Annotated in this window: 27 protein-coding genes and 2 pseudogenes; 18 read left to right on the top strand and 11 right to left on the bottom strand. The window is 36.8% G+C overall.

Annotation, left to right across the window (positions count from 1 at the left end; genetic code table 11):
* Positions 1-51 precede the first annotated feature (51 nt).
* On the top strand, positions 52-585 hold the full coding sequence (mog, locus tag I3259_RS05615) for a molybdopterin adenylyltransferase (RefSeq protein ID WP_238028723.1): 534 nt from the start codon (positions 52-54) through the stop codon (positions 583-585).
* Positions 586-1,056: 471 nt separating this feature from the next.
* Positions 1,057-1,335 carry a molybdenum cofactor biosynthesis protein gene (locus I3259_RS05610; RefSeq protein WP_238028722.1) on the top strand — a complete coding sequence of 93 codons (279 nt, stop codon included), beginning with the start codon at positions 1,057-1,059 and terminating at the stop codon, positions 1,333-1,335.
* A gap of 58 nt (positions 1,336-1,393) precedes the next feature.
* Here the strand turns inward: I3259_RS05610 and I3259_RS05605 are convergent, their stop codons facing one another.
* Positions 1,394-1,882, bottom strand: coding sequence for a CreA family protein (locus tag I3259_RS05605; protein ID WP_238028721.1), 489 nt, complete (start codon positions 1,880-1,882; stop codon positions 1,394-1,396).
* A gap of 498 nt (positions 1,883-2,380) precedes the next feature.
* Here I3259_RS05605 and I3259_RS05600 point away from each other — a divergent pair, with 498 nt between their 5' ends.
* Positions 2,381-2,716 (top strand): hypothetical protein, encoded by a 336-nt coding sequence (locus I3259_RS05600; protein ID WP_238028720.1) that lies wholly within the window; start codon positions 2,381-2,383, stop codon positions 2,714-2,716.
* Between the two features lie 175 nt (positions 2,717-2,891).
* Positions 2,892-4,652, top strand: coding sequence for a GNAT family N-acyltransferase (locus I3259_RS05595; protein WP_238028719.1), 1,761 nt, complete (start codon positions 2,892-2,894; stop codon positions 4,650-4,652).
* A gap of 75 nt (positions 4,653-4,727) precedes the next feature.
* Here the strand turns inward: I3259_RS05595 and I3259_RS05590 are convergent, their stop codons facing one another.
* The 6 genes and pseudogenes from I3259_RS05590 to I3259_RS05565 all read right to left on the bottom strand — a co-directional run bounded on the left by I3259_RS05590 (position 4,728) and on the right by I3259_RS05565 (position 9,383).
* Positions 4,728-5,762 carry a hypothetical protein gene (locus I3259_RS05590; protein ID WP_238028718.1) on the bottom strand — a complete coding sequence of 345 codons (1,035 nt, stop codon included), beginning with the start codon at positions 5,760-5,762 and terminating at the stop codon, positions 4,728-4,730.
* A gap of 48 nt (positions 5,763-5,810) precedes the next feature.
* Positions 5,811-6,116 carry a DUF1289 domain-containing protein gene (locus tag I3259_RS05585; RefSeq protein ID WP_238028717.1) on the bottom strand — a complete coding sequence of 102 codons (306 nt, stop codon included), beginning with the start codon at positions 6,114-6,116 and terminating at the stop codon, positions 5,811-5,813.
* Positions 6,117-6,173: 57 nt separating this feature from the next.
* A pseudogene (locus I3259_RS05580) lies at positions 6,174-6,401 on the bottom strand (L-2-hydroxyglutarate oxidase); the annotation flags it as partial.
* A 151-nt stretch (positions 6,402-6,552) separates the two neighbouring features.
* Complete coding sequence (locus I3259_RS05575; RefSeq protein ID WP_238028716.1) at positions 6,553-7,086, bottom strand: GNAT family N-acetyltransferase; 534 nt, start codon at positions 7,084-7,086, stop codon at positions 6,553-6,555.
* Between the two features lie 172 nt (positions 7,087-7,258).
* A complete protein-coding gene (locus I3259_RS05570) occupies positions 7,259-7,774 on the bottom strand; it encodes an SRPBCC family protein (RefSeq protein WP_238028715.1) in 516 nt (171 codons plus the stop codon).
* A gap of 976 nt (positions 7,775-8,750) precedes the next feature.
* Positions 8,751-9,383 (bottom strand): hypothetical protein, encoded by a 633-nt coding sequence (locus tag I3259_RS05565; protein ID WP_238028714.1) that lies wholly within the window; start codon positions 9,381-9,383, stop codon positions 8,751-8,753.
* 447 nt (positions 9,384-9,830) lie between these two features.
* Between I3259_RS05565 and I3259_RS05560 the strand changes: the two genes are divergently transcribed.
* On the top strand, positions 9,831-10,397 hold the full coding sequence (locus I3259_RS05560) for an outer membrane beta-barrel protein (protein ID WP_238028713.1): 567 nt from the start codon (positions 9,831-9,833) through the stop codon (positions 10,395-10,397).
* A gap of 118 nt (positions 10,398-10,515) precedes the next feature.
* Entirely contained in the window at positions 10,516-10,998 is a 483-nt protein-coding gene (locus I3259_RS05555) for a GreA/GreB family elongation factor (RefSeq protein ID WP_238028712.1), read from the top strand.
* Positions 10,999-11,010: 12 nt separating this feature from the next.
* Here the strand turns inward: I3259_RS05555 and I3259_RS05550 are convergent, their stop codons facing one another.
* Complete coding sequence (locus I3259_RS05550) at positions 11,011-11,916, bottom strand: LysR family transcriptional regulator (protein ID WP_238028711.1); 906 nt, start codon at positions 11,914-11,916, stop codon at positions 11,011-11,013.
* 122 nt (positions 11,917-12,038) lie between these two features.
* On the opposite strand from I3259_RS05550, the gene I3259_RS05545 reads away from it, so the two are divergent.
* The 6 genes from I3259_RS05545 (at position 12,039) to I3259_RS05520 (ending at position 19,272) form a co-directional block, all read left to right on the top strand.
* Positions 12,039-14,864 carry an FAD-binding and (Fe-S)-binding domain-containing protein gene (locus I3259_RS05545; RefSeq protein ID WP_238028710.1) on the top strand — a complete coding sequence of 942 codons (2,826 nt, stop codon included), beginning with the start codon at positions 12,039-12,041 and terminating at the stop codon, positions 14,862-14,864.
* Between the two features lie 327 nt (positions 14,865-15,191).
* Positions 15,192-15,635, top strand: coding sequence for an NUDIX domain-containing protein (locus I3259_RS05540; protein ID WP_238028709.1), 444 nt, complete (start codon positions 15,192-15,194; stop codon positions 15,633-15,635).
* A 79-nt stretch (positions 15,636-15,714) separates the two neighbouring features.
* Positions 15,715-16,764, top strand: coding sequence for an HlyD family secretion protein (locus I3259_RS05535; protein ID WP_238028708.1), 1,050 nt, complete (start codon positions 15,715-15,717; stop codon positions 16,762-16,764).
* Positions 16,764-18,290, top strand: a complete 1,527-nt coding sequence (locus tag I3259_RS05530) for a DHA2 family efflux MFS transporter permease subunit (RefSeq protein ID WP_238028707.1) — start codon at positions 16,764-16,766, stop codon at positions 18,288-18,290. The genes I3259_RS05535 and I3259_RS05530 overlap by 1 nt, the downstream gene beginning before the upstream one ends.
* Before the next feature lie 325 nt (positions 18,291-18,615).
* A complete protein-coding gene (locus I3259_RS05525; protein WP_005364106.1) occupies positions 18,616-18,825 on the top strand; it encodes a cold-shock protein in 210 nt (69 codons plus the stop codon).
* Positions 18,826-19,068: 243 nt separating this feature from the next.
* Positions 19,069-19,272 (top strand): hypothetical protein, encoded by a 204-nt coding sequence (locus I3259_RS05520; protein WP_238028706.1) that lies wholly within the window; start codon positions 19,069-19,071, stop codon positions 19,270-19,272.
* 85 nt (positions 19,273-19,357) lie between these two features.
* Here the strand turns inward: I3259_RS05520 and I3259_RS05515 are convergent, their stop codons facing one another.
* The 3 genes from I3259_RS05515 to I3259_RS05505 form a co-directional block, all read right to left on the bottom strand.
* Complete coding sequence (locus I3259_RS05515; protein WP_238028705.1) at positions 19,358-19,738, bottom strand: hypothetical protein; 381 nt, start codon at positions 19,736-19,738, stop codon at positions 19,358-19,360.
* Positions 19,739-19,798: 60 nt separating this feature from the next.
* Positions 19,799-20,014, bottom strand: coding sequence for a hypothetical protein (locus tag I3259_RS05510; RefSeq protein WP_238028704.1), 216 nt, complete (start codon positions 20,012-20,014; stop codon positions 19,799-19,801).
* Positions 20,015-20,217: 203 nt separating this feature from the next.
* Positions 20,218-20,769, bottom strand: a complete 552-nt coding sequence (locus tag I3259_RS05505) for a hypothetical protein (protein ID WP_238028703.1) — start codon at positions 20,767-20,769, stop codon at positions 20,218-20,220.
* Positions 20,770-21,235: 466 nt separating this feature from the next.
* Between I3259_RS05505 and I3259_RS05500 the strand changes: the two genes are divergently transcribed.
* The 6 genes and pseudogenes from I3259_RS05500 to I3259_RS05475 all read left to right on the top strand — a co-directional run.
* Positions 21,236-22,330: a TRAP transporter substrate-binding protein gene (locus I3259_RS05500; RefSeq protein ID WP_238028702.1), complete on the top strand. Its 1,095-nt coding sequence runs from the start codon at positions 21,236-21,238 to the stop codon at positions 22,328-22,330.
* Positions 22,331-22,417: 87 nt separating this feature from the next.
* Positions 22,418-22,951 (top strand): TRAP transporter small permease subunit, encoded by a 534-nt coding sequence (locus I3259_RS05495; RefSeq protein WP_238028701.1) that lies wholly within the window; start codon positions 22,418-22,420, stop codon positions 22,949-22,951.
* Between the two features lie 12 nt (positions 22,952-22,963).
* A complete protein-coding gene (locus I3259_RS05490; RefSeq protein ID WP_238028700.1) occupies positions 22,964-24,250 on the top strand; it encodes a TRAP transporter large permease subunit in 1,287 nt (428 codons plus the stop codon).
* 95 nt (positions 24,251-24,345) lie between these two features.
* A complete protein-coding gene (locus tag I3259_RS05485) occupies positions 24,346-25,713 on the top strand; it encodes a cache domain-containing protein (protein ID WP_238028699.1) in 1,368 nt (455 codons plus the stop codon).
* Positions 25,694-26,338: a response regulator transcription factor gene (locus tag I3259_RS05480; protein WP_238028698.1), complete on the top strand. Its 645-nt coding sequence runs from the start codon at positions 25,694-25,696 to the stop codon at positions 26,336-26,338. The genes I3259_RS05485 and I3259_RS05480 overlap by 20 nt, the downstream gene beginning before the upstream one ends.
* A 135-nt stretch (positions 26,339-26,473) precedes the next feature.
* Positions 26,474-26,655 (top strand): annotated as a pseudogene (locus I3259_RS05475) (hypothetical protein); the annotation flags it as partial.

The raw sequence follows: 26,655 nt of genomic DNA, 5'->3' as shown, positions 1-26,655 counted from the left end.
TACTTAAAAGATTAAGTAATAAAGAGACAAAAGAAAACTGAGGGGAAACAAATGAGCAAAGCGAAAATTGGTATTGTTACGGTAAGTGATCGCGCAAGTGCTGGCATTTATGAAGACATTTCAGGCCAAGCTATTATCGATACGCTAAATGATTATTTAACCTCAGAGTGGGAGCCAGTTTATAAGGTGATCCCTGATGAGCAAGATGTCATTGAAACCACACTGATTGATATGGCAGATATGCAAAACTGCAGCCTTATTGTTACGACAGGTGGTACAGGGCCGGCTAAGCGTGATGTGACGCCTGAAGCGACCGAAGCGGTATGCGACCGTATGATGCCTGGTTTTGGTGAATTGATGCGTGCTGAATCGCTTAAGTTCGTACCTACAGCGATATTGTCTCGCCAAACTGCAGGTTTACGTGGTGATAGCTTAATTGTTAATTTACCAGGTAAGCCTAAATCGATTCGTGAATGTTTAGATGCTGTTTTTCCTGCGATCCCATACTGTATTGATTTAATGGATGGTCCATTCTTAGAATGTGATGAGGCTGTGATAAAACCTTTTAGACCAAAACAGAAGTAATACGTTCCTATTAATAAAAAAGTAACCTTTTATGGTTACTTTTTATTTTTTAATACTTAACACAAGCAATGTATATATATACAGTTGTATTTGTTTTCATATTCTTTGATTGTCATTTTTGTGTAAATAAAATTAGCACTTGATCACGAAATTAAAAATAAGGTAAATATTAATTCCAAATTTATTTGTTCATATTTTCAAAACTGAAATTCAAAAAAAGCACAAAAAAATAAAAATCATTTGAAAACAATTGGTTACTTTTTGTTTTTAATTTTAGAATATTGTTTAAATTAAATTTGGTTGCTTTTTGAACAGCGTTTTAGTTTATATCAGTCATTTGTTTTTCAATTATTATTATAATATTCTATGCGACCAAAGAGATATATCTCTAATATTTAGTGCACATATTGTGTATTTCTCCGTTATATAAATAAAAAACTATGTTTTTATGGTTTTAAAGCAGGTTAGAATATGGATGTTAAACAAAGCTGGGGTTTTATTTCAATTTCAATTGGTGTTGTGTCGTTATTATGGGCCAGTATTTCTTTAAGTGGTATGGTCGGACAAGAGCATGTGCTGATGGAAATGGGTTCATATATTCATGCTAGCAGTACTGATTTACCGAATACAAATTATGCTGAAAAAGTTTTAGCTGCTGAACGTCATAAAAACTTTGTGGTGTTATTAACTGGTCTTGTCATGGCATTGATCGGCTCGATCATGGTTAAAGGTCGCTTCAGTAAATTTTAAAATTCCTGTTATATTTATACCCAAGTACCTTAAGGTGACTTGGGTATATAAATAGAGATTATTGAACAGATTGTGATGTTAACTCTTTAGGAACATAAGCTTTTGTTCCCCAAAGAGGTACAGTTGATAAGCTATGCTTGTAACTGCCAGAAGTTTCTTTTGTTGAGTATGATAAATACATCAATGTTTCAGAAGCTGGATCGTAAATACGACGAATCTTCATGGTTTTAAAGAAAATACTTTTTGATTTTTTAAATACCACTTCACCTGATTTCGATTTGTTTATTTTTGCAATCATATCAGGTGTAATTTCACCTGTTTGACGACATGAAATTGATGAGTCTGATGGATCAGCTAGGCTTAAATCTGCCTCAATACTTGCAATATGACAGGTAACACCGGGCACTAATGGATCCACTAACGTATTTAATTTAATATCTTTGGTGGTAAAGACTCCTAGTGATACATCGCCAACTTCATTATCCGAACAACCACTGACTAATAACGCTGATGCTACCAGTCCTGCCACCATCATGGCTTTTTTCATTATTCACTCCTTGGTGTATTAGCCGAAATAGACTTTTTATTTACGGCAGATCGAATATATACGTTTATACGTGAAAAATGTCGTATTTTCACTAAAGCGTTTGATATTTAGAGTAAATATAATATTTTCCCATATTTAAGGTAAAAAAAACCGAGATACGGCTTGAGTAACTCGGATAAGTGGCGCTACAAGGCTCCAAATCAAAAATGTATTGTTAGAATAAACGCATAAAAAGCGAGCAATGTTGATTATCTTCAGCAGTTATACGAAAAAAAAATGAGAAAAGTTTATATTTGTTTTAATTTAATTATCTATTTGTTTGTTAAGGTTTTTATTAGGTTGTAGAGCTGAGAGTTAAATTTTAAAAATGTTATATTTATAACGTTTTTTCAAAATTGTGCTTTTCAGAATGAATAAATACACATAGGATAAATGTAACGGTATTGTTACAGGGAAATTTGTTAGGGACTTCACAGTTACTGTCTATGGGAGGATATTATGTCGAATATTCTTACTTTTCCAGTAAAAGAACAACCGAAAGAACGGACACCTTTAGAAACCATTGTTGAGCAGGAACTGCTTGATTTAAATGCAGATCAATACATGATTGATGTCGTTTTAGAGCGAATGGAGAAGTTTTTAGCTCTAGCATCTTTTGAGTTTGATTTAAAAATGAAGGTATCAAAGGAGTGTTTAGATGAAATGCATGAGAATGTGTTTCCTGCTATATCGGAAATGCAAGCGTCAGTTCGTGACAACATGAATGAGATCCTGACAGAGCGTGTATTACATGAGATCCGTCTTTATAATCTTGAAATGCAAGCAGTGAAATAACATATCCACCTTTTGAGTATCTACTTTGTTACAGATAACGTTTAAATACCATTTACTATCATAAAGCCACTAAAAAGTGGCTTTATTTTTGTCATTAAAACGGCAATAGATTGAAACCCCTCCGTCATTTATCCTTTTTATACTGACACCAAATTCTGTGATTTGCGGTGAAAGTATGGAAACGAACACGCCTTTTTTGCTTCCAAGAAAAACGCCATTAGGTATTGCTGAGAACGTGGCTGAATGGGTTACTGGGCTCAAACAACTTAATCAATATTATTTAAAACGCCCCATTGACTCAGATAGAACCACTTTTGTGCGTTATGCGTTGGAATCCTTGGGTATTGATTATCAAGTCCAACAAGGTTCGATACAAACAATCCCACAGCAAGGGGCAACATTGATTGTCGCGAATCATCCACTTGGTGGCGTGGAAGGCATTATTCTTGCTGAGCTTCTTCTCTCAGTACGCTCAGATATAAAAATTTTGGCTAATGAATATTTAAAAAGTGTGCCTGAATTAGCTCCCTTGTTTATTGGCGTCGATGTTTTTGAAAATAAATCAACAGTTAAAGCAAATGCAAAAGCGGTAAGGGAAGCTGATCATCATCTTGCTGAGGGGGGCTTATTATTGGTATTTCCAGCTGGAGAGGTATCGACTAAAGATCAAAAAAAACGGTTAGTCGATAAAAGTTGGAATCGCTCTGTAAGTCGCTTTATTCGTCGTCATAAAGCCGTTGTTGTACCGATTTTTATTAATGGTGAAAATAGTAAAAAGTTTTATTTAGCAGGGAAAATTCATCCATTATTACGTACTGCGATGCTTGGGCGAGAGATGCTAAATAAACGTCAACAATGTATAGGGTTAGCGATCGGTGAAGCCATACACTATTCGGAAGTGAAGAATATTAAAGATGACTATCAACTAGTTAATTACTTACGGCTTAATACTTATCTGTTAGGTTCAACTTATTTATCTCCGTCAACAAAACAAGAAACAATATTGAATGCTGAAGTAGCTGCGATTCATCCACCAATCCCTGCTCAATTATTAGCAATAGAAATTGCACATTTACCTCATGATCAGAAGCTTATTGAAAATACTCGCTTTGATGTTTATTGCACTACAGCCACAGACGCACCACATTTATTAAAAGAAATTGGTCGAGTGCGAGAAGTTAATTTTAGGGCCGTCGGAGAAGGCACTGGAAAAGCGTTAGACTTAGATCAGTTTGATGACTTTTATTATCATTTATTTGTATGGGATAAAGAGCAACAGCAGGTAGTTGGTGCATATCGATTAGGCGCATCTGATCAAATTATACAACAACAAGGGATTGAAGGATTATATTCAAGAACCTTGTTTAATTATGATCAAGCGTTAGTTAAACAGTTAGGTAAGTCATTGGAGTTAGGACGCTCTGTTGTTGCGCAGCCTTATCAGCGTAGCCTTAGCGCACTATTATTACTATGGAAAGGAATATGTGAATTTGTCTATCGCAACCCTCAATATACGCACTTATTTGGTCCTGTGAGTATAAGTAATGATTATAGTTTAGAAGCTCGTCAGTTATTAGCGGCAAGTTTAGAAGTACATCATTACGATCAGCAGGTAGCAACGTTGGTAAAGCCTAGTTATCCTTTACCAAAAGGTGAACGTTGCTATCATCATCCCGATATATTGGCAGCGCTTACTGATATTCAACTGCTTTCCAAAGTTGTGAGTCGATTAGATAACGAAAAGAAAGGTGTTCCTGTTTTATTAAGACAATATCTAGGCTTAAATGGTAAGTTGCTTTGTTTTAATATTGATCCTGCTTTTAATGATGCGTTAGATGGCTTAATTGTGGTGGATTTACGTTTGGTCGCAGAAAAGACGCTTGCTAAGTATATGGGGTTAGAAAAAACCAAGCAGTATATTGCGTATCATCGATAGCGATGTAGACAATAATTTTTATAACGGGATAGCTTTATACGTTAGTACCATACTATCCCGTAAAATATACGTTTTTTACTTATTGGGTTGCCATAACTTTTCAGCTCGTGTGCCAATAAACCAAAAGCTAAGAGCAAGTACTGCAAAGAAAAGTGCTTTATGGATCTCGCCCCAGAAATATGTGAAGTACTCCGTATACAGCACAATCAACATAAAAGTAATACCGAATGTACGCGTCATGACATCATTCGTTCTAATGCCAATAACAATTGCGATAGTACAACAGGCTAAAGCTAAAAGACTCCATGTCCATAACTCCACTTGTTTTATCTGTGACCACTCATGAAAACTGTCATAGTTACCGAATATAGTCAGTAGCCATAAAGAGGTGAAAAAATAGAACAGTCCAGCAAAACGTGTTGCTTCTGTTAGCGATTTTACAATTTTTATTTTAGGAAATAACAGACTAATTAATATAATAATAGCGCCAAAACAAGTAAATTGTAGTGGTATATTCATTCCTAAAAAGAGGTAATGGCTATCACTTAAATAGGACGTTTCTGAGAGTAAATAAAGCCCTGCACTTAATAAGAAAAATAACCAAATTAAAACCGATCTTAACTTGATACCCAACCCACAATAGATGATGGCAGGAATGGCAATAAATAGGCTTTCTCGCCAATGTTCAGCGAATGTGGTTTTACTTAAAAAGCCAACAGAAACTGCTGTGAGTAAAACACCAAAAAAGAAAATCGCTTCATTGCTAATACTTTTTTCAGGGAATTTGGCACGTCTCCTAACACCTAAGTAGTAAAATCCGGCAGATAAAAATGCGGTAATAACAGTTAAAACACTAGCCGGAGTATTAATTAATTTAGCCAGTAATGACATTAGATAGTCATCAGCGACTAATAAAATGACGGAGAGAATAAAACAGGCAATAGCTACCCAGAAAGAATAGACGGCAAGTAGTTTCCAATCAAAATTTGCGACTTGGTAACTTTGTCGTAAATTTTCACTTTGTTCCATACTTACAAGTTTTTCTTGTTCCCAGTGTGTAATGGCCTCATCAAGTATTTGTGCTTTTCTTTTATTAAGCTTAAATGTCATTTCACTGTCCTAGTGATCAAAGGCGTTTAAAGCGATCTAAATGTATTATTAAGCGAGAGGTTTTTTTGATAAACACTGACGACATAAACACTGCCCAGATGGGCAATTTGCAGTATCGCGCTTATCTAATTCGAAACACCAACACGTTGTTTTTCCAGCACTGATATCGCAATGGGCGGGCTCATGACATTCTGGGCAAAAATGAGTCTCAGGCATCCCTTTAATTTCAGCCATAACTGATTCTCGCTTAGTATCATCAAAGTTTTGCCATTCGATAACTTCTTTCATTGTGCGTAAGCAACCACTACAGATACCATCACTATTTTTACATTTGGCAACACATGGGCTTTTCACTGCAAGATCCCTTACTTATGATAATTTTGATGCAGTCGAGTATATCAAAAACATCACTCACTCACAGCGTAGCTTATCAACAATATACTGAGCGATAGGAAAACATGACGTAGCAGCTGGAGAGGGTGCGTTGCATACGACAAGACTTAATGCTGTTTGATGAAACATAAAATCATCAATCAGTTGGCCTTGTTTATTCACCGCTTGAGCTCGTATCCCACAAGGGTAAGGTTGTAAATCAGAGAGCGTTAATTGAGGGTAATAGCTCTGTACTTTAGCTAGATAAGGAGGGTTCCCATGCTGTACTTAATCCAACTATTCCTGCGCCAATAACCAGAAAGTCACACTCTAACACTAAAGCCTCCCATCAATACGGGGATGATTAAGGAGACTACTATAATGAAATCTATTAGACAGTGTCGTTAGATTGCAGATATTATGCAAGTGTTGTGATCTCATACAATGATATGTCATCATTTATATTATCAATAGAAGTAATAGAAAGTTTATCAACAGGATACATACCCACTTTGAGCATTACTTTTGCAGGAGCGGTAATACTTTTACTGTGGCGACCATAAATATGTTTTAGCTGTAATCGTTTAAAACCAAAATCTTTAATACGTTCAACCGCTTCTGTGCAATATCCATTTCCCCAGTAAGGCACTCCAATCCAGTAACCCAATTGACCGCTACCATTTTGTATATTTTCAAGTCCGGCACAGCCAATTAGTTGATGGTTTGATTTTAATGTAATGGCAAAAATTGCAGAATGTTGAGTCAGCCAACCGGCTAAATGTTTGCCAATCCATTTTCCAGCCATACCATCAGAGTAGGGATGAGGTACACTAATAGTACTATTCGCAATATCGATATTGCCTGCCAACTGTTGGATCTTTGTTGTATCTGAGAGTTGCAGCGGGCGAAGTATTAATCTATCAGTTGTTAATAGTGGTTGTGATTGATTCATTGTTTTAACGGCCTCTCACAAGTTATTAGTGCAAACAAGGTCATATAATTGAGCTATTAAAACGTATTGTGAAAGATAAATCCTCGATTTGATCAAAGATTATGCGATAAGGGTGCATGTAGCTGAAGTAAAAAACAAAAATGTATAATTGATCGCGATTATGCTATTGCCCTTATTTGATACGGGCTTTAGTTGAAACGTTATTTTTTGAGGTTGTATTTCGTGCATAAGCGTTCACTGTAGGTGTGGATCTCCACATATCCTCACTGTGTTGGATCAGGTTAGTGAGTGCTTGTTTTAAAAAGTGCTGTATTTGATATTTGATTAACCAGCCCGTGCCTTTAATTTTTGGTGAAAAAGTAATGTGGTAATGAATTTGACTTTGCGTTGCATTGATACTTTTAAATTTTATCCATCCGCCATGTTCATTAACTGGAGCGCCTTGAATTATTTGATAATGGATGTGCTCATTTTCTTTAAAATCAATAATCTGTTCCTGATATGTAAATGGGCCTTGAGTGACCTCTCGGATAGCACCAATTCCATTAGTTTCTGGTTTTCCAGAGCGGATCAACGAGTATTCAGCATTAAAAAAACGACCTAATTTAGCGTGATCAGAAAGTAATGCAAAGAGAACTGTTTTAGGTACATTAGCGGTTACTTCTAAAGTAACGGTATGAATCGTCATTATCGTCTCCATTGCACCTGATTTTATTTAACATACCATTAACAATAAAGGATTGAAAGTCAATATTTAATCCATAAAGGAATGTTTTTAATTGTTGTTAGGGGTAAAAAGAATGGATCTGTAATGACATTAACAATGAACAGTGAGAATTAGTTGTTTGGATGAGAATTTTTTACGTAGTAGTGGGTTTATATAAACTGTCGTTTTGTATAAAAATATGCTTATTTTGCAATGGGTTAAGATTGTCATTAATAGAATATGAGCATTTATATAATAAAATAAAGAGTTGAATCACAAAAAAATGTATTTTAGTGGTTGTCAAATGAGCGAAAGATACATATATTAAATCGTTGATATAAATTGTTCGAGGTTTTTTAAGTTAGAAAACGTAGCTGATAATATTCAGCTATGGTTGCATTTCAATACTTCCTATCGAACCCATATCTATAACATTATTATTAATAAGCTAGTGTGAACTTTTCTGATAGTTTTCAGCCTAAGATATATTGATAAAAAAAAGATGTTCACAAGAAAACAATTGATATGTCATGTTTATGTCATATCAAGTTGTTTAAGTAGAACAGATAAGTAAAGAGTAAGAACGGTATTAATTTTTAGTGATATCAACCTTGCTCATAGAAGATAAATGAGAGGTTTTAAATGAAAACACGTAACCGTAGACAGTGGTTTTACTATAAAAATCAAACTACTAAAGTTGAAAAAGCATAATCAATGCTAACAGAAAGGCTTTCTTTAAGGTGATTCAGAGAGTCTTATACATTTAGCAATTTCTCTGTTAAATGTTCAAAATCTTAATAGTGTAATAATAAATACTTATTGAGTATCAGTAGCCAGAAATAAATAAAAATTTCTGGCTTTCTTATATTTAAAAGCTGCGTCTAACTATAATTTGAGATTTATTTAAATTTAAAAGCAAACGTTTGCCTTGCGATGCCTAAAGTAATCTAACGATTTATTAATTGATAATATGGCCTTTTATTTTCGCATTATCTGGAATATTAGTTATTTTAGTACCTCTAATGTAGATATTGCCATCAACGATAATCTGATTAGGGAGTTCAGTTATCTTGCTATTGTTTAAGTATAAATCACCTTTGACATAAAGATTATCTGGTAGCTTTTGTATTTCTGTTCCCATTAAACTGAGATCGCCTTTCACTCTCATACCATAGTTCAGTTCTTTGATTTTTGAATGAGCAAGGTTAACGAACCCATCGACGTTAAATAGCAATGGTAGATACTCAACTTCAGTGTAAGCAAGATTAAGATTACCATTTACAGTCAGGCTGCGTGGTAGTTGTGAAATTTTACTTCTTTCAAGATTCAAATTACCAGTGATCACAAGAGGGTCGGGTAATTGTATATCTCCACTATTTCTTAATGAGACATTGCCATATGAATCAACATAGTTGAGCAAGTGAATAGGTGAAAGTGCATAGAGTGGTGCGGCGTTTCCCAGTAGTAAGAAGACACTGATCATACGCAGAGTCAATCGTGTCTTTATTGGTTTTTTCATTATTTCGTTATTCGTAATGCTTGAGTTTGGTTGTTCATTGATTGTGCTCATATCATTATTATCGTGTTTCAAGCGGTGAACTTTAGTTATTACGTTATTAATAATAAATTTTTGTGGTTAGAGTAAATAGCGAAATACTATTTTGGAACTAAGTTCAATATAAATGGAAATGGACTCTCTGAGCGACGCATTGACAGTATGTGCGATAGATAATAAGCAATACAGCCGTTAAAAAGTATCTAGATGAACCTATAAAGGCTTTTCTATTTACACTCTCTATCATTAATTTTTATGTATTTTGAAATAAAAACTTACACTTGAAGTGATTTATAGACGCTTAAAGTTAGCTGTATTCAGGTTGTATTTGGGTAACAAAAAGGTGGATTGTTTGTTAAGTTTTTATTCAGGAGAAGTGCTTTAGTTTTGTTGCTAACGAAAAGACACAGACATTTTGAAAGCTAGTTAACCTTCCCCTTAGGTTTTTACTTTCATTTATAACAATAAGTTAGGAATAAAATTATGAAAAAGTCTATTTTATCTACATTGGTATTAGCAGGCATTGTATCGGCACCAGCGATGGCGACGAATGTGGAAACATTTATAGGTGGTGGTGTGGGTTATCAACTTGATAATTTTAAAGGCCCTCATAAGATGCACAGTGAAGATGCCAGCTATCAAATTCGTGGTGGTGTTATTGTTGATGATCACCACCGTTTAATGGCAACTTACGGTTATAAAAAAGACAGATTCAATTTCTCTGAAGCTGGCGTCGATAGCGTGAAAGCAAAACATAAGCAAGATCTGTATTTAGCTTCATACGATTACCTAGTACCTGTAACTTCTAATATCAATCTTTTTGCCGGTGCATCGATGGGGGCTGCACATAATAAAGTGTCGCATAAAGAAGGTGGTAAAAAGAGCTCTACTGATTTTGTTTGGGGAGGGCAACTAGGTGCAATGATGCAACTAACGGATAATATTTCATCGGATATTACCTACCGTTACCTCGATCAAAATTTTAAAGTAGGCGATACCCGCTTAAAAGGTGCTGAACAAGTAATGTGGACTGTTGATTATAAATTCTAATAAACATTCAGCGGCTAGGTAATGTTAACGTCCTGCATGATGTGGGGCGTTTCTATTTGGGGATAAAAATAGGCTAGGTTATACTGCCGTCGTTAACGAGTCTTAGGCATTATTACCCATGAATAAACAGACGTTACTGGATGCGATCCAAGTAAGATTACAACAAACGTTACAAGCTGCAACGGAAGCTGCTTTACGTGCATACAATACTGCGACAGATGATGAGAATGTTGCTGAAAATCAATATGACACATTAGCGCTGGAAGCTTCTTATTTAGCGCATGGTCAAGCGCAAAGAGTGGAAGAATGCAAAGCTGACGTCACAGCTTATCAAATATTACAAGCTAACTTACCTCAAAGCTTTGAGACAGTATTGTTAGGGCATATTGTAACGTTAGCAGATGAAAACGATAACATGCGTTTTGTGTTTTTGGGCCCGAGTGCTGGTGGATTAGTTTTAACTGTTGATAATAATACGGTGACGATAGTGACACCCACTTCACCTTTTGGTGATGCATTGATTGGTCGTGAAATTGGTGAAGAAATCGATGTTCATATTGGTAATAAAGTCATTTGGTATGAAGTGATGGCGATCAATTAAATTGTGTTTTCTTTATTTAAAGGTATTTCGGTATTTTTGATAATACTGGTAGATATGTTCAATAAAAAGTTTCACTTTCATCGGTTGTTGTTTGGTATACGGATATACCGCATAAATACCTAATGATTTCGCGACATAATCGGTTAGCACTTCAACGAGTACGCCTTGTTTAAGATCTTCTGCGACTAAGACTTTAGGAACATAGACTAAACCTTGTCCGTGTAGTGCTGCACCGCGTAAAGCGGAGGCGTTATTAGTGGTAAAGTTACCCTTAACTTTGACGGTATGAAGACCTAATCTATCTTCAATTAACCATTCATTCGCGCCTGTTTCTTGAAAACTATAGCCCAAACAATTATGACGTTCTAAGTCATAGGGTTGATTTGGAATGCCATGTTGTTTGATATAACAGGGGGATGCACATATCACCCAACGGGCTTGCACTAATTGACGGGCAATAAAGCTTGAATCTGGCATTGCGCCTGTTCTTATCGCAATATCAAATCCTTCCTGTACTAAATCAACAAAGCGATTGTCGAGATCCATTTCAATATGAATATCAGGATATTGACGGCTAAATGCTGCAATTGCTTCGGGTAAAATAAGTTCGCCCGAAATGGTAGGGACAGTAATACGGATCTTACCTGTTAAGCTTTCACCTAACCCGCTCATTGCGTCTTCTGCATTTTGAACCGCATTGTAGACTTCTCTCGCATGATGATAAAAAACATCACCAGCTTCTGTCAGTGTCAATTTGCGCGTGGTCCGATAAATAAGCTGAACGCCTAACACTTGTTCAAGTGCTGTGATACGTTTACTAACCACTGATTTTGTTAAGCCAATGTGCTCGGCAGCCTTGCTAAAGGAGCCTTTATCAATCAGGTGATAAAAAAGGAGTAGATTATTCGTCGTTTTCATCTATTAGTGTACTTTTTTCAACAAACATGTGAATTAGGCAATATATATCAACTATACAGAGCAAAGTAGAATATACCTATAAAAAATAAAACGATTAACTCGTATATATACATGGAGCCATGATGCAGCAGCCCTACCTTGATCTGATTGCGCAATTAGAACAACAAATAGATAAAACCCGTATTATCACCGATCCAACACTTGCACTTGCTTATGGTACGGATGCCAGTTTCTACCGTTTAACGCCTCAAGTCGTCCTTCAATTGGATAGTTTGCAAGAGGTTATTTTTGCGGTTAAAACTTGTTATGAGCGAGAAATTTCTGTGACATTTAGAGCTGCAGGTACCAGCTTGTCTGGTCAAGCGCAGTCTGACTCTGTCTTAATCACGCTGACTCGAAATTGGCGTGATTACAAAATACTAAATGATGGCGAACAGATTTGGCTTCAGCCTGGGATTATTGGAGCAGAAGTTAATGCTTATTTAGCACCATTAGGTCGTAAAATTGGCCCTGATCCAGGCTCTATTAATACATGTAAGATCGGCGGTATTGTTGCCAACAATGCATCAGGTATGTGCTGTGGAACTTCTGAAAATAGCTACCGTACAGTTGCTGGAATGACAGTTGTATTAGCTGATGGCACTGTATTAAATACGTTAGATAGTGCCAGTGTTGAGGCTTTTAAACTCAGTCATGTAGAGATGATTGATGAGTTGACGACACTTGTTACCCAGTGCCAGGAAGACAGTGAACTTGCAGCAAAAATCCGTCATAAATACCGTTTAAAAAATACCACAGGTTATAGTCTTAATTCGCTGATTGACTTTGACGATCCAATTGACGTTTTACAACACCTTTTTATTGGTTCAGAAGGCACATTAGGTTTTATTGCTGATGTGACTTATAACACGGTTGTTAATCATGCACACAAAGCTTCTGGATTGTTTGTTTTTAGTGATATTGAAATAACTTGCCTTGCGGTAAGTGAGTTGAGCAAAACCTCAGTTGCTGCAGTTGAATTAATGGATAGCCGTTCTTTAGCATCAGTGGCGGATAAACCGGGCATGCCAAGTTTTATCGCCGAACTTGGTGAGAAAGGTGATACTGAAGCTGCGGCATTATTGATCGAAATTCATGCTGAGAGCGAGGCTGCTTTACAGCAACAAGTAGAGCAATTACTAAAGATTATCAATGGCTTCTCACCAATAGCCCAAGTTGATTTTAGTCGTGATACACAAATCTGTGAGCAGTTATGGGGGATCCGTAAAGAGCTATTTCCATCTGTGGGTGCTGTGCGAGAGACTGGGACCACAGTGATCATTGAAGATGTTGCCTTTCCTATTGAACAGTTAGCCCCAGCAGTACGTGAGTTACAGGGGTTATTTACCCAGTTTAATTATCACGAAGCGATCATTTTTGGTCACGCATTGGCGGGAAATCTACACTTTGTATTTACTCAATCATTTGATAATAAAGAAGAAATAACGCGTTATAGTGATTTTATGGATGCAGTGGCTCAGTTAGTTGCTGTTGATTATAAAGGATCATTAAAAGCAGAGCATGGTACGGGGCGAAATATGGCACCGTTTATTGAGCTTGAGTGGGGTTCTGATGGTTATCAATTAATGCAAAACATTAAACGTATTTTTGATAAGCGTGGCATTTTAAACCCTGGCGTGATCATTAATGACGATAAAGAGTCACATATCAAAAACCTTAAAGGGATGCCTGAAGCAGATGAGTTGATTGATAAGTGTGTTGAATGTGGTTTTTGTGAGCCTGTTTGTCCCTCTCGTAATTTATCGTTAACCCCACGCCAACGTAATACTGTATTTCGTGAAATTTCTCGCTTAAGAAAGACTAACGAAGATCCTAGCCGTCTTGCTCAAATGGAAAAAACTTACCGTTACTACGGGCTAGATACTTGTGCTGCAACAGGATTATGTGCCGATCGGTGCCCTGTTGGGATAAATACTGGCGAGCTTGTTCGCAAATTACGCCAAAATCACACTGATAGAGCTAAAAAAATTGCGAATTGGACTGCTGATCATTTTAGTACTGTGACAATGGTGGCGAAGACAGGTTTAACAGTAGCGGGAGGCATGCATAAAGTACTTGGTACTAAAAATATGCGTAAACTGACAAAAGCAGCGTATAAATTGTCTGGTCATCGTATTCCAATGTGGTCATCACATATGCCTTTGGCCGCGAAATCAACTGAGATACTAACGATCAAAAAGGTTGGACGTGAAAAGATAGTTTATTTTCCAAGCTGTTCAGCACGAACAATGGGTACTGAAGCTAAAGCGACAGATCCTCGTCCACTTATGGATGTAACAATTTCCTTGCTTGAAAAAGCGGGCTATGAGGTTGTTATGCCGAAGGATTTGAACAATCAATGTTGTGGTATGCCATATACCAGTAAAGGTTTTCCGGAAACTGCAGCGAACAAGGCACAACAATTAGAAAATGCGCTATGGGAAGCGTCTAGCCAAGGAACCTATCCTGTACTAATGGATACCAGCCCTTGTGCAAGTACAGGAAAAGAAACACTACGCAGTGAAATTAAAATCTATGAGCCTTTCGAATTTGTTGCAAATTATGTGTTACCAAAATTAACCATAACACAGCAAGAAGATCCTGTGATGTTACACATTACCTGTACATCACGCCGTAAAGGGTTAGCTGGGGTGATGGAAAAAGTCACAAAAGCTTGTGCGAAGGCAGTGATTATTCCAGATGATATTACTTGCTGTGGTTTTGCTGGCGATAAAGGTTTTACTAAGCCTGAACTGAATGCTAGTGCGTTGGCACCGTTGAAACGCCAAGTTCCTGTAGGTTGTACGGAAGGTTATTCAAATAGCCGCACTTGTGAATTAGGACTATCTGAGCATAGCGGAATAGAATACCGTTCAATTCTATATTTGGTCGACAAAGTCAGTATTTAAGTGATGCCTATTTAAATAAAAACGCTGATATGAAAGTATCAGCGTTTTTTATATTTAGTCAAAATTAGTTATAAAATGATGTTATTTATTAGAATGATACTCTAAGTATCTTATTTCGGCATATTACATTGCACAAATGATTGACTAAAAGTTAAGAGAACGTGTTGTTTTTTCGTATACTATTAGATCTCTTACTATATTTAGATATATAGAATAGATTAATCGGTAAGTTCTTTTCGGATTTGTAATTTATAAGTTATTACTCTCAAACTATGAGTGAATATTCAGCTATGGATTATGAAACTCATATAATAAAAAGGCTTTAATATGCATTTTCACTCAACTGCTCGCGGTATTTTATTAAACGATGATGCCGTGCTTGTGACACGAGTTAAAGGTGATGACAAAACATTTTTACCTGGTGGACATATTGATGCAAAAGAATCAGCAACAACAACGGTGATTCGTGAATTGCATGATGAAGCAAACTTGACGGTTAATATTGATTGTTTTTTGGGGGCGGTAGAAAACAATTGGCAGATAGGGAAAGAGTTAAATACTGAACTATGCTTGTTATTTTTATTGTCATCAGAAACAGAGAGTAATGTTGATAACATTCAAAGTTGTGAAGCTCATATCGATTATTTCTGGCTAAAAAGAGAAGATTTGGTAACGAGCAATTTATACCCACTAGCATTAAGAGAGTGGTTAATATCTTCGCAATTAGATTTTACAAAACCCCAACCTGCTTTTTGGGGAAGTGATTTGTAAATACGTTATTTATTTCAACAATATATATTTATTATTTAGACTCAAATTTAGCGATATTTCAGCTAAATAGGATATTTTAATGGCAACGACTGATATCTCACCGTCTGAACAACTTCAGGCGTCAGAAAGTAATTCACATCTGTTCCGTAACCTCTTTATTTTTATTATTTTAGCTGCACTGTTAGGTACAGCAGGGTATTTTTATGTGCGCCATCAAAAATTATATCCCGCTACTGATGATGCCTATGTACATGCCAATATATTATATGTTGCACCACAAATAAGTGGCAAAGTCATGTCGGTTAATGTAAGTGATTACCAACATGTCGCAGAAGGTGACTTATTGTTATCTATCGATCCGGCACCATTTGAAATTGAGCTTGAAAAAGCAAAAGCAGCGTATGAAGTCGCGACACAGCAAAACAAAGCGACAGATGATGCAATTTTAGCGGCAAGTGCTAATGTGCGATCAGCAGACGCTACGCTTGTTGATGTGCAAAAAAATTACCGTCGAGTGATGGATTTAGTAAATCGTAAACTATTACCTTTACAGCAAGGTGATGATGCTAAAGCCAAATTAGCTTCTGCTCAAACGGCATTAGAAGCCGCACGCGCTAAAATGAGTCAGTTAATTAATCAGCAAGGAGCTAAAGGTGATGAAGCGCCTCAAGTAAAACAAGCAGCTGCAGCATTAAGCCAAGCAACATTGAATTTATCTTATACTAATATTTATGCTCCTTATGATGGTCGCTTAGGTAAGGTGAGTGTGCGTCCTGGTAGTATTGTATCGCCTGGATTATCCGTAATGCCTTTAATTGAAGATAATACAGCGTGGCTTCAAGCTAACTATAAAGAAAAATCAATTGGTTTATTAAAACAAGGTATGAAAGCCAGCATTGTTTTAGACATGTACCCAGATGTGACATATCAAGGTCATGTTATTGCATTATCACCAGCAAGTGGCTCATCATTTTCATTACTCCCTCCTGAAAATGCAACGGGTAACTGGGTTAAAGTCCCTCAACGCTTTCCTGTTCGTATTCACTTCGATGATTTAAAAGGTAAGCCTTTGCTTCGTGTTGGAGCGAGTGCTGAAGTCACTATTGATACGTTAGCAGAGACGAAGTAATGACAGGTGCGACGTTAACGCCAGCCAATCGGTTGTTGATCACTTTTGCTGTCATGCTCTCCGCCATTATGGTGCTGTTAGACATGACTATCGCGAATGTTGCTTTGCCTCATATGATGGGAGCGTTAGGCGTAACTTCTGAGCAAGTAACATGGGTTTTAACCTCATATTCGATGGCTGAGGCAATCTTCATACCGTTAGCGAGTTATTTAGCGCTAAAGTTTGGAGTGCGTAAATTATTACTATTTTCTGTCGCGGGTTTTGTGGTGATGTCTGCTTTATGTGGACAGGCTGACAGCCTTGCTGAGATGGTGGTTTTCAGGATTTTCCAAGGCGCGTTTGGGGCATCAGTTATCCCATTATCACAATCTATCATGGTACAAATTTATCCGCCTGAAGAGCGTGGTAAAGCAATGGCGTTATTCAGTGTCGGGATCTTACTGGGTCCGATTTTAGGTCCGACTGTTGGCGGTATTATCACTGAAAATATGGATTGGCGCTGGATTTTTTACGTTAACGTTCCAATTGGTTTGATTTGCTTATCTCTGCTTTATTTCTTTGTGAAGTTAGATGGACGCGGTAAGAGCAAATTAGATTGGCCTTTAGTGATAGGTATGACTATCGGTATTGGGCTGTTACAAATGGTGTTAGACAGAGGTAATGAAGAAGGGTGGTTCGAATCTAACCTTATTCTATTCTCGGCTGTGATCAGTGTGATTGCGTGGATTTTCTTTATTGCGCGCTCATGGATCACGAAAGGCGATGTCGCCCCTATGTGGCTACTTAAAGATAGAAACCTTGCTGTTTCTTGTCTAATGATGGCTGGCTTCTCAATGGGGATGTTTGGCATTACCCAATTACAGCCTATGATGCTAGAGCAGTTACTGCATTATCCTGTAGAAGCGACAGGTTTTGCCATGGCACCGAGGGGATTAACCTCTGCCATTGTACTATTAGTGATAGCGAGGTTCATGGATCGATTAGATCCACGTATGCTAGTGGCAGTAGGGCTCGGTTTTAATATCCTTGGTACATACTTAATGATGCAATATTCAATGAATATTGATTATTACTGGGTATTAATGCCATCTATTGTGCAAGGGTTAGGTATGGGGCTTGTATTTGCACCATTGAGTCAAATGGCTTATCGAACATTGAGTCATGCCGATACCGTTGGTGGTGCAGTTATTTTCAACCTTTGCCGAACCATTGGTGGGTCATTCGGTATCTCTATTGTTAATACGTATTTTACACGTACAGAGCAACGAGAGTGGCATGCTTTAGGTGCAGATTTAACATTAAGTAATCCGCAGTTACAGCAGCAAGCAATGATGCAGCATACAACTGTGACGGATCCTCATTTTATCGCTCAAGTCAGTGAATTATTGCATCAGCAATCAACACTGCTTGCTTTTGTTTATACCTTTGGCTTTATCTTTGTTTCTTACATTGTGCTATTACCGCTCTTAACATTGTTTAAGTTTAAGAAAACGCAACCAATAGTAAAAAATGTAAATGTCCATTAATCAATGTGATAGCAAAAAAAGCAGATCAGTAACGATCTGCTTTTTTTTGGGAAAATAAAATAAATTATATTTTAAATCAGTATGTTATATTTTATTTGTGATTTTTTAATAAAAAAGAGTTTACAGTCTAACTGTTTAATGTGATTATGTCGTTGCTCTGTTGTTCAGAGTTATTAATAAAAGTTAAGTTAAAGAAAATCCCCAGAAGTATCTTCGTTTAGTTGTACCTTTGTGTTTCCTTCGCTTCATCATATTTAATAATTCAAGCTTTCAGTGCATCGCAATTTTGCGATATTTTCTATGAATTTTATATAAGGGACACATTATGTCTAAGTCAACTGGTATCGTTAAGTGGTTCAACGAAGAGAAAGGTTTCGGTTTCATTACTCAAGACAACGGCGGTGCTGACGTATTCGTTCACTTCCGTGCTATCGCTTCTGAAGGTTTCAAAACTCTTGCTGAAGGCCAAAAAGTGTCTTTTGAAGTAGAGCAAGGCCAAAAAGGTCTTCAAGCTGCAAACGTTGTAGCTCTTTAATTTTATAGTTTCTATAAGATTTCTAAGTGGTGTAAATTGTTACACCACTTAATCAAAAAACCTTCTACGCTACACTCTTCGAAAAACTTTACTCTTCTTTGTTTTACTCCCTAGCAGTTTTGCTAATCGCTGTACTCATTATCTTCATTAAAAATTCATTACGCTATAAAACTGTTGATATTATTTAGCTTTACTATTGTCATCGCTAGAATTCATCAACGCTACAATTTTAAGAGGTATATTATGATTATCAACTTCAATGTTAATGATCTTAGTTGGAACGCATCTGTGCATCAGTTAAATGGAGATGTATTGCGCCGACATGTTTTAATCAACGGTAAAGTAGACACATTAGACGTCAATTTTACGTATTGTGAGCAATCTGAAAAGGGCATTATTACTAACCATAATAATAAAGAGATTGGGCATTTTTCAATTATTGATTAAGGTTTAAAATAACATGCTTGCGAGTTATGCTTTACTAGAAATAAAAAGGCAGAACAGGGTTTCTGCCTTCAATTGAATGATATTATTAGTAGGTAACAATGATCACTTGGTTATCTTGACTAACATAGGTTTCTTTTACTTTCCCACCATTACCAACGACAATCACTTCCTGCCCTTGTTTATTCTGTAACTTTCCCATCTCATTAACAAAAACACTGAACGCTATGACTGATCCAATAGGGTGTTTCCAGCTATACCATTGAGTATTCGCTCGATAAAAAGCAGGCTTTCCCCAATATCGATTATCCCAACGACGATCTATTCTATGATCGACCCGACGTTCAACGCGGTTATCTTGTCGATGATCCTGACGCATCTCTTGGCGTCGATCATTAAAATTATCTGCGTAAACACTGCTAGAAAAAGCCAAGACTAATCCCATTATCGCTAAATTTTTCTTATTCATTCCACCGCCAACTATTGAATGTGAATTTATAGGTGAGCATTGTGTCGTTTAATATTGTTTTTAGTGATTACGACTTATATGTACGCTACTTACTAGACGACCTTCATTATTGCAAATGATCGGTAATACGGCTTTTTTAAAACACGCTAAAGAAGGGTATTGGGATTGAATGTGTTGTGATTCGATATCCACATAAGTTTTGAACTCAGGAGGAAAGACCACTGTCAGTTCGAAGCGACCGCCATTAAAATCATTACATGTAATCACTCTTTTCATCCACAAATCCATAAGTCCTCTTTAGGGTATTCTGTACTGTATTTATACAGAATAACATTCTATATGTTTTTGTAAAGGATCACGTTGATTTTGTCATTGAGTAGATGGTGAAATAGAAAGGTAAAGTGATGGTTGCAATAAAAAAGCTGTAGAGCGTTGTACTCTACAGCTTATAAATCAGCTAGCATTATCTTAATGTTTAATTAATGGTTTTCAGCTAACTGTTGTTCCTGTGTCTGATGGCGCGTTGAATATAACTTGTAACTCATGATAACAATCACTAATGCTTTGATTATCATCATTTGCGGGTTACCGTAATACCCTGCCATACCAACAAAACCAGATGTCAGCATTAACATGCGATAATTTTTTAGTGATGTCATATAAAGCGCAGCAACAATAACCGCTAAATCTAAATATTGTAATGCAACAGTAATCGTTGGTTCTGCAATGAAGGCACTAATAGCAACATACGTTATATATATAATAGCGGTTGCCATAATGGCTGCGAGTGTGTGAATAATTGTCTTCCCTGTTTTTGTGAAATCTTTTACATAGCGATAAGTGTTAATCGCGTTAACAGAGAGGTTTAAAATTACTTTCGGCCACCATCCCATTAGAATTGACCAAACAGTATCATTTGTTGCCGATGCAAAAGCAGCATAACGAGTGAATTTCATGCTGTTAAATATTGTCAGCAGAATATACAAGACGACGGAAGTCCAGCCTAATACTTCTTTTAATAGATCAACCAATGTAAATATCTCTCAGTGATGTCATTGATAGTAATGACATTTAATAGTGCTTGATTCTGTTTTTTAACGTTTAATTAACATTACTTACTTGTTATTACGCTAATTTCGAGGGATCCTACCACAGTTGTCATTTCCATGACATTAGATGAAGCTTCATATTTCAACTAATTTATTGTTATAGGGAATGAAATGAGTGGGCTGAGTTCACATAAATTATATCTTGTGCGGCGAATCGTTATTCTGGATTAGTACGTATAAATACGTAGTGTTTATTTTTACTTAAATTATTGATAAATAATAATTTAAATTTTATAGATACGATTTTATACGTGGTTTATTTTTTGTTTTTATTAACGATTTTTAACTTTTAATCCGTAGTCCTTCTCATTTTATCTTGTATAGCGTTAAGCCAAAGTATGTTTGAACATCATTTTGTAGCCTAATCATATAAAGCAAGGATGAGTGAATGACTATTATTGGTAGCGTAGTGAAACGTGTGGTGAAAAAAAGCCTAATCGTTGCACTAGGGTGTGTTGCTATGTTGGCAACAAGCGTACAAGCATCAGAAAAAGTATACCGTTTAAAATTAGCCGAAACATGGGGACCCAATTTTCCGATCTTTGGTGATGCGACCAAGAACATGGCGGCGATGGCAGAAAAAATGTCTAACGGTCGTTTGAAAATTCGTATTGACTCTGCCAATAAGCACAAAGCACCACTCGGTATCTTCGATATGGTGAAATCTGGTCAATACGACATGGGACATTCAGGCTCGTATTACTGGAAGGGTAAGGTTCCAAATACCTTATACTTTACCTCTATGCCTTTTGGTATGACGCCTGCTGAACAATATGCGTGGTTCTATCATGGTGGTGGTATGGAGCTGATGGAGCAAGTTTATTCACCTCATAACTTGCTTTCATTTCCTGGTGGTAACTCAGATATTCAAATGGGGGGATGGTTTCAAAAAGAGATCAATACCGTTGATGATCTGAAAGGTTTGAAAATGCGAATTCCTGGTTTTGCTGGTGAAATTCTTGCTGAAGTTGGTGCTAAACCAACCAATATTGCACCAGGAGAGCTATATACTTCACTTGAACGAAATACTATTGATGCGCTTGAGTGGGTAGGCCCATCATTAGATTTGCGTATGGGTTTTCATAAAATAGCGCCTTATTACTACACAGGGTGGCATGAGCCAGGATCAGAATTACAGTTCTTAGTCAATAAGCGTACATGGGAACGTCTACCTGCCGATCTTCAAGAGATCTTACGTGTTGCAATGCGTACAGCCGCTTATGACATGTACACACAAGCCACTCATGCAAGCGGTAAAAACTGGTCAACAATTCAGCAAACCTACCCTGATATAAAAGTGAAAGATTTCCCGCCAGCAGTAATGAAAGCATTACGTGACGCGAATGATCGCCTTCTTGCACAACATGCAGAAAAAGATGCACAAGCAAAAGCGATTCAAAAATCACAAGCGGATTATTTAAATCAGGTACGTTCATGGACCAATATTTCGCATCGTGCTTATCTTAATAGCCAAGCGCAGTAAGCTTTTTTAAACAAGGACGTTTATCCTGCCATTTATGTATATAAGGTCGCTGTTATACGTATCTGGCAGGACTCCATGGAGTAAGGAATGAAAAGTCTGATCACGCTAGAGCGTTTTTTTAATCGTATTGGTGATGTACTCGGTTTGTTAGCCAGTCTTCTATTTCTATTATTATTAATTAATGTCGTTTATGACGTTGTTATGCGCTATGTTTTTAATGATGTTTCCATTGCCCTTCAAGAAATGGAATGGCACCTGTTTTCTGCTGTATTTTTACTTGGCGTTCCTTACGCGATCCGTTCTGCGGGACATGTTCGTGTTGATGTTTTTTATGAGCGTCTATCCCGTAAAAGCCAAGCGATCATTGATATTTTAGGTACACTTTTCTTTCTACTACCTTTTTGTTTACTGGTGACATGGTATGGCATTGATTTCGCCAAAGAGAGCTATGCATTAGGAGAAACATCTGGCGATCCAGGTGGTCTTGCTTATCGATGGATAATTAAAGCAATGATCCCTCTCTCATTTGGCTTAATGGCGATCAGCGGTTTAGGGCTGGTTGTTCACTCATTAAATACCTTATTTAATCCGCAGCACGCGGTATTAAAACAAGATCAGTAAAGGAATACGTCAATGATCGGAATCGTGATGTTTTTTGTCGCATTATTTGCCTTATTACTGGGCTTTCCTGTGGCATTTACTTTCGGCGGAATAGCCTTAATTTTTGGTGTGTGGGCTGAAGGTTTCGACATGTTTGCATTTATGCCTTATCGCATTCAGTCAATCATGGAAAATACGGTCCTTATGGCGGTGCCACTGTTTGTTTTTATGGGCTTAGTACTCCAGAAAACCCGTTTAGCTGAGCAATTATTAGAATCGATGGGGCGTCTGTTTGGTGGCGTTCGTGGTGGTATTGCTATTTCGACTGTATTAGTCGGTGCATTATTAGCGGCATCAACGGGTGTGGTAGGGGCATCTGTTGTTGCGATGGGGCTTATCTCATTACCCGTTATGCTCAAATATAATTACGATAAAGGCCTTGCGTGTGGAACCATTTGTGCTTCGGGTACATTAGGGCAAATTATTCCACCATCGATTGTATTAATACTACTAGGTGATGTGCTTGGTGTACCTGTTGGTGATTTATTTCAGGCGGCTATTTTACCGGGTTTTGTATTGGTAGGTGCGTATGTTGCTTATATTTTAATTTACGCCAAATTTAACCCTGAAGCGGCCCAGCCAATTGAGCGAGATGACAGTATTAGTCGTTCGCAAGAGGTTTTCACGGCTTTAAAAGCCGTTATTCCACCATTAACGTTAATTATCGTGGTGTTAGGTTCTATTTTTGCCGGTATTGCAACGCCTACAGAGTCTGCTGCATTAGGTGGATTTGGCGCGATTGTGTTAGCAATTTTATATCGCATGTTTAGTTGGAAAATGATCTATGAGGCTGCAAAAGAAACGGTAAAAGTCACGGCAATGGTTTTTGCTATTTTGTTAGGTGCGACTGCATTTTCGATGGCATTTACCTACACTGGTGGTGATTATTTAGTTGAAGAATGGATGATGGCGCTACCCGGTGAAAAGTGGGGATTTTTGATCATCACTATGCTGGTTATTTTAATTCTTGGCTTCTTTATCGATTTTGTTGAGATCTGTTTCATTATCGTACCGATTTTAGCGCCTGTTGCCGAAGCGATGGGATTGAATATGACTTGGTTTGCCATACTTGTCGCGATGAACTTACAAACTTCATTTTTAACACCACCATTTGGCTTTAGTTTGTTTTACTTGAAAGGTGTAGCACCTGCAGGTGTCACGACACGTGATATTTACCGTGGAGTTATGCCATTTATCGCTATTCAAATTGCGGTACTGGCTTCTATTTTGATCTTCCCGAATTTCTATGGCATGGGTTAATATTGATAATGTGATCTATAAAAGCAAAAAATGATAATAAGTTGTTAATATAAGCTGGTGGTAAAACATCAGCTTTTTGCTGTTTGGAGGTTTCTATGCCATTAAAAGCAAAACTGATCTTATTAACCTTATTACCGTTACTGATTGTGACCGCCAGTATCAGTTGGATATCGATTTATCAGGCAAAAACCTTAGGCCAGAAAGAAGTTACTGTTTTTCGTGATAGTTTAATTGATGCTAAAGAAGCAGCATTAAAAGATAGCGTAGATCTTGCTCTCGATGCCATATCTCATATTTACCATGATCCAGCAATTGATATTGGTATAGCGCAACAACGTGTTAAAGTAATATTGACAAATTTACGTTATGGAACAGATGGTTACTTTTTTGTTTATGATAAAAAAGGAGTGAATTTAGTTCATCCGATCATGCCTGAGTTGATTGGTAAAAATCTTATTAATATACAAGATGAACAAGGCGATTTTTTAATTGCAGCCTTATTATCACAAGCGCAAAGTGGTGGTGGTTATCATCAGTACTTATGGCAGAAACCATCAACGGGTGAAACGGTTACTAAGTTGAGTTATTCCGCATGGCTAGATAAGTGGGATTGGATGATTGGTACCGGATTATATATTGAAGATGTCAGCCAAGATGTCGCGACTATGCAGCAAGCGATTAACCATAATATTGATACGATCTTCTTTTCTATTGTGGTGATATTAACAATAACTGTCGCAGTGATTATCGTGATCACATTAGCAATTAACTTACATGAACATCGATTGGCTGATAGAAATCTTAAAGAGTTAGCGCATAAAACTGTACTATTTCAGGAAGCTGAAAAAAAACATGTCGCAAGAGAATTACATGATGGGATCAATCAGCTATTAGTCTCAAGTAAATGTCACTTAGAGTTACTCAGTCTTCAACCAATTGATGCAAAGTTTGTCGATTATCTGAATAAATCGATGCATTCATTAACATTAGCAATTAATGAAGTAAGACATATTTCTCATAAATTACGCCCAAGCTCTCTGGATGATATTGGTTTAGAAGCGGCACTCACAACATTATTACAAGACTATCAATCACACGCTGGTACATCAGTTGATATGTTATTTGATACAAAGGCTGGAAAGCTAGACTCTGACGTTGCAACAACACTTTATCGAGTAGTACAAGAATCACTGAATAATATTGTTAAGCACGCAGATGCAACGCATGTTGAAGTGCATTTGAAACAACTTGGAAAGTTATTGCAATTGATTATTCGAGATAATGGAAAAGGGTTTGATAGCCAAAATCGTTATCATTTAAAAGGGATTGGTTTGCGAAATATGCGCGAGCGAGTGGAGTTTATTGGTGGTGAGTTTGATCTTAATAGTGAGCCCGGATTTGGTACTGAACTCACCGTTTTATTAAACTTGGATGGTTTAGTGTATGACAGAACAAACGATTAAAATTGTGATAGTCGATGATCATCAAGTGGTGATTGATGGTTTTATGGCAAGGTTACAATTAGAGCCTGATATCGAGGTCATTGGTACTGCAAGTAATGGTTTAGAGGCACTAGATACCGTCAGTTATCTTCAACCTGACGTTATTTTAATGGATATCAGTATGCCCATCATGAACGGTATTGATGCAACAGAGCAAATTAAAAAAACACTGCCTAATGCAAAAGTATTGATGTTAACGATGCATGATAACCGTGAATATATCATGAAGGTGATGCAGGTTGGTGCAATGGGCTATATGTTGAAAGAAATTTCGGCAGAAAAAATGGTTCAAGCGATTAAAACGGTGAATCAAGGAGCGACATATTTTTGTGAAACGACGAGCCAAACTATTTTTACTCAGGTATCTTCACCAGTGAAAAGCCCTGATATTAATCCTTTGAGCCGTCGCGAAGAAAGGGTACTTAAACATGTTGCAGAAGGATTAAGTAGTAAACAAATTGCTAAAGCATTAGAGATTAGTTATCGGACCGTTGAGACGCATCGTCAGAATATAAAACATAAGCTTGAATTGTATTCAACAGCCGAGTTGGCGAAATATGCATTAGAAAAAGGATTAGTTGAGTGAACTTCAAATATTTCTTAAAAGGAATAAATTTTTCATTATATATTTTCTATATCAATCTAAAAAATTATTTTCTTGTTTAATTTATATATAATTAACTTATAAAGTATGTCCTTTTTATATCGATAAGGATTTCAAATGAAAAAAAATATTATAATGAATACCTTAGTATTGCTAAGTTTGCTAGGGTGTGGGGGTGGAGATAATGATATTAGTACCACTAAAAATAAAGATGATATCAGTATAGATACAGTTGATGATAATGTAGATACAGTTGATGATAATGTAGATACAGTTGATGATAATGTAGATACAGTTGA

The sequence above is a fragment of the Photobacterium sp. Ph5 genome, assembly GCF_022129445.1.
In the GTDB taxonomy this organism is placed as follows: domain Bacteria; phylum Pseudomonadota; class Gammaproteobacteria; order Enterobacterales; family Vibrionaceae; genus Photobacterium.
Note: the sequence above shows the minus strand (reverse complement) of the source record. Positions and strands in the feature narration are given on the sequence as shown.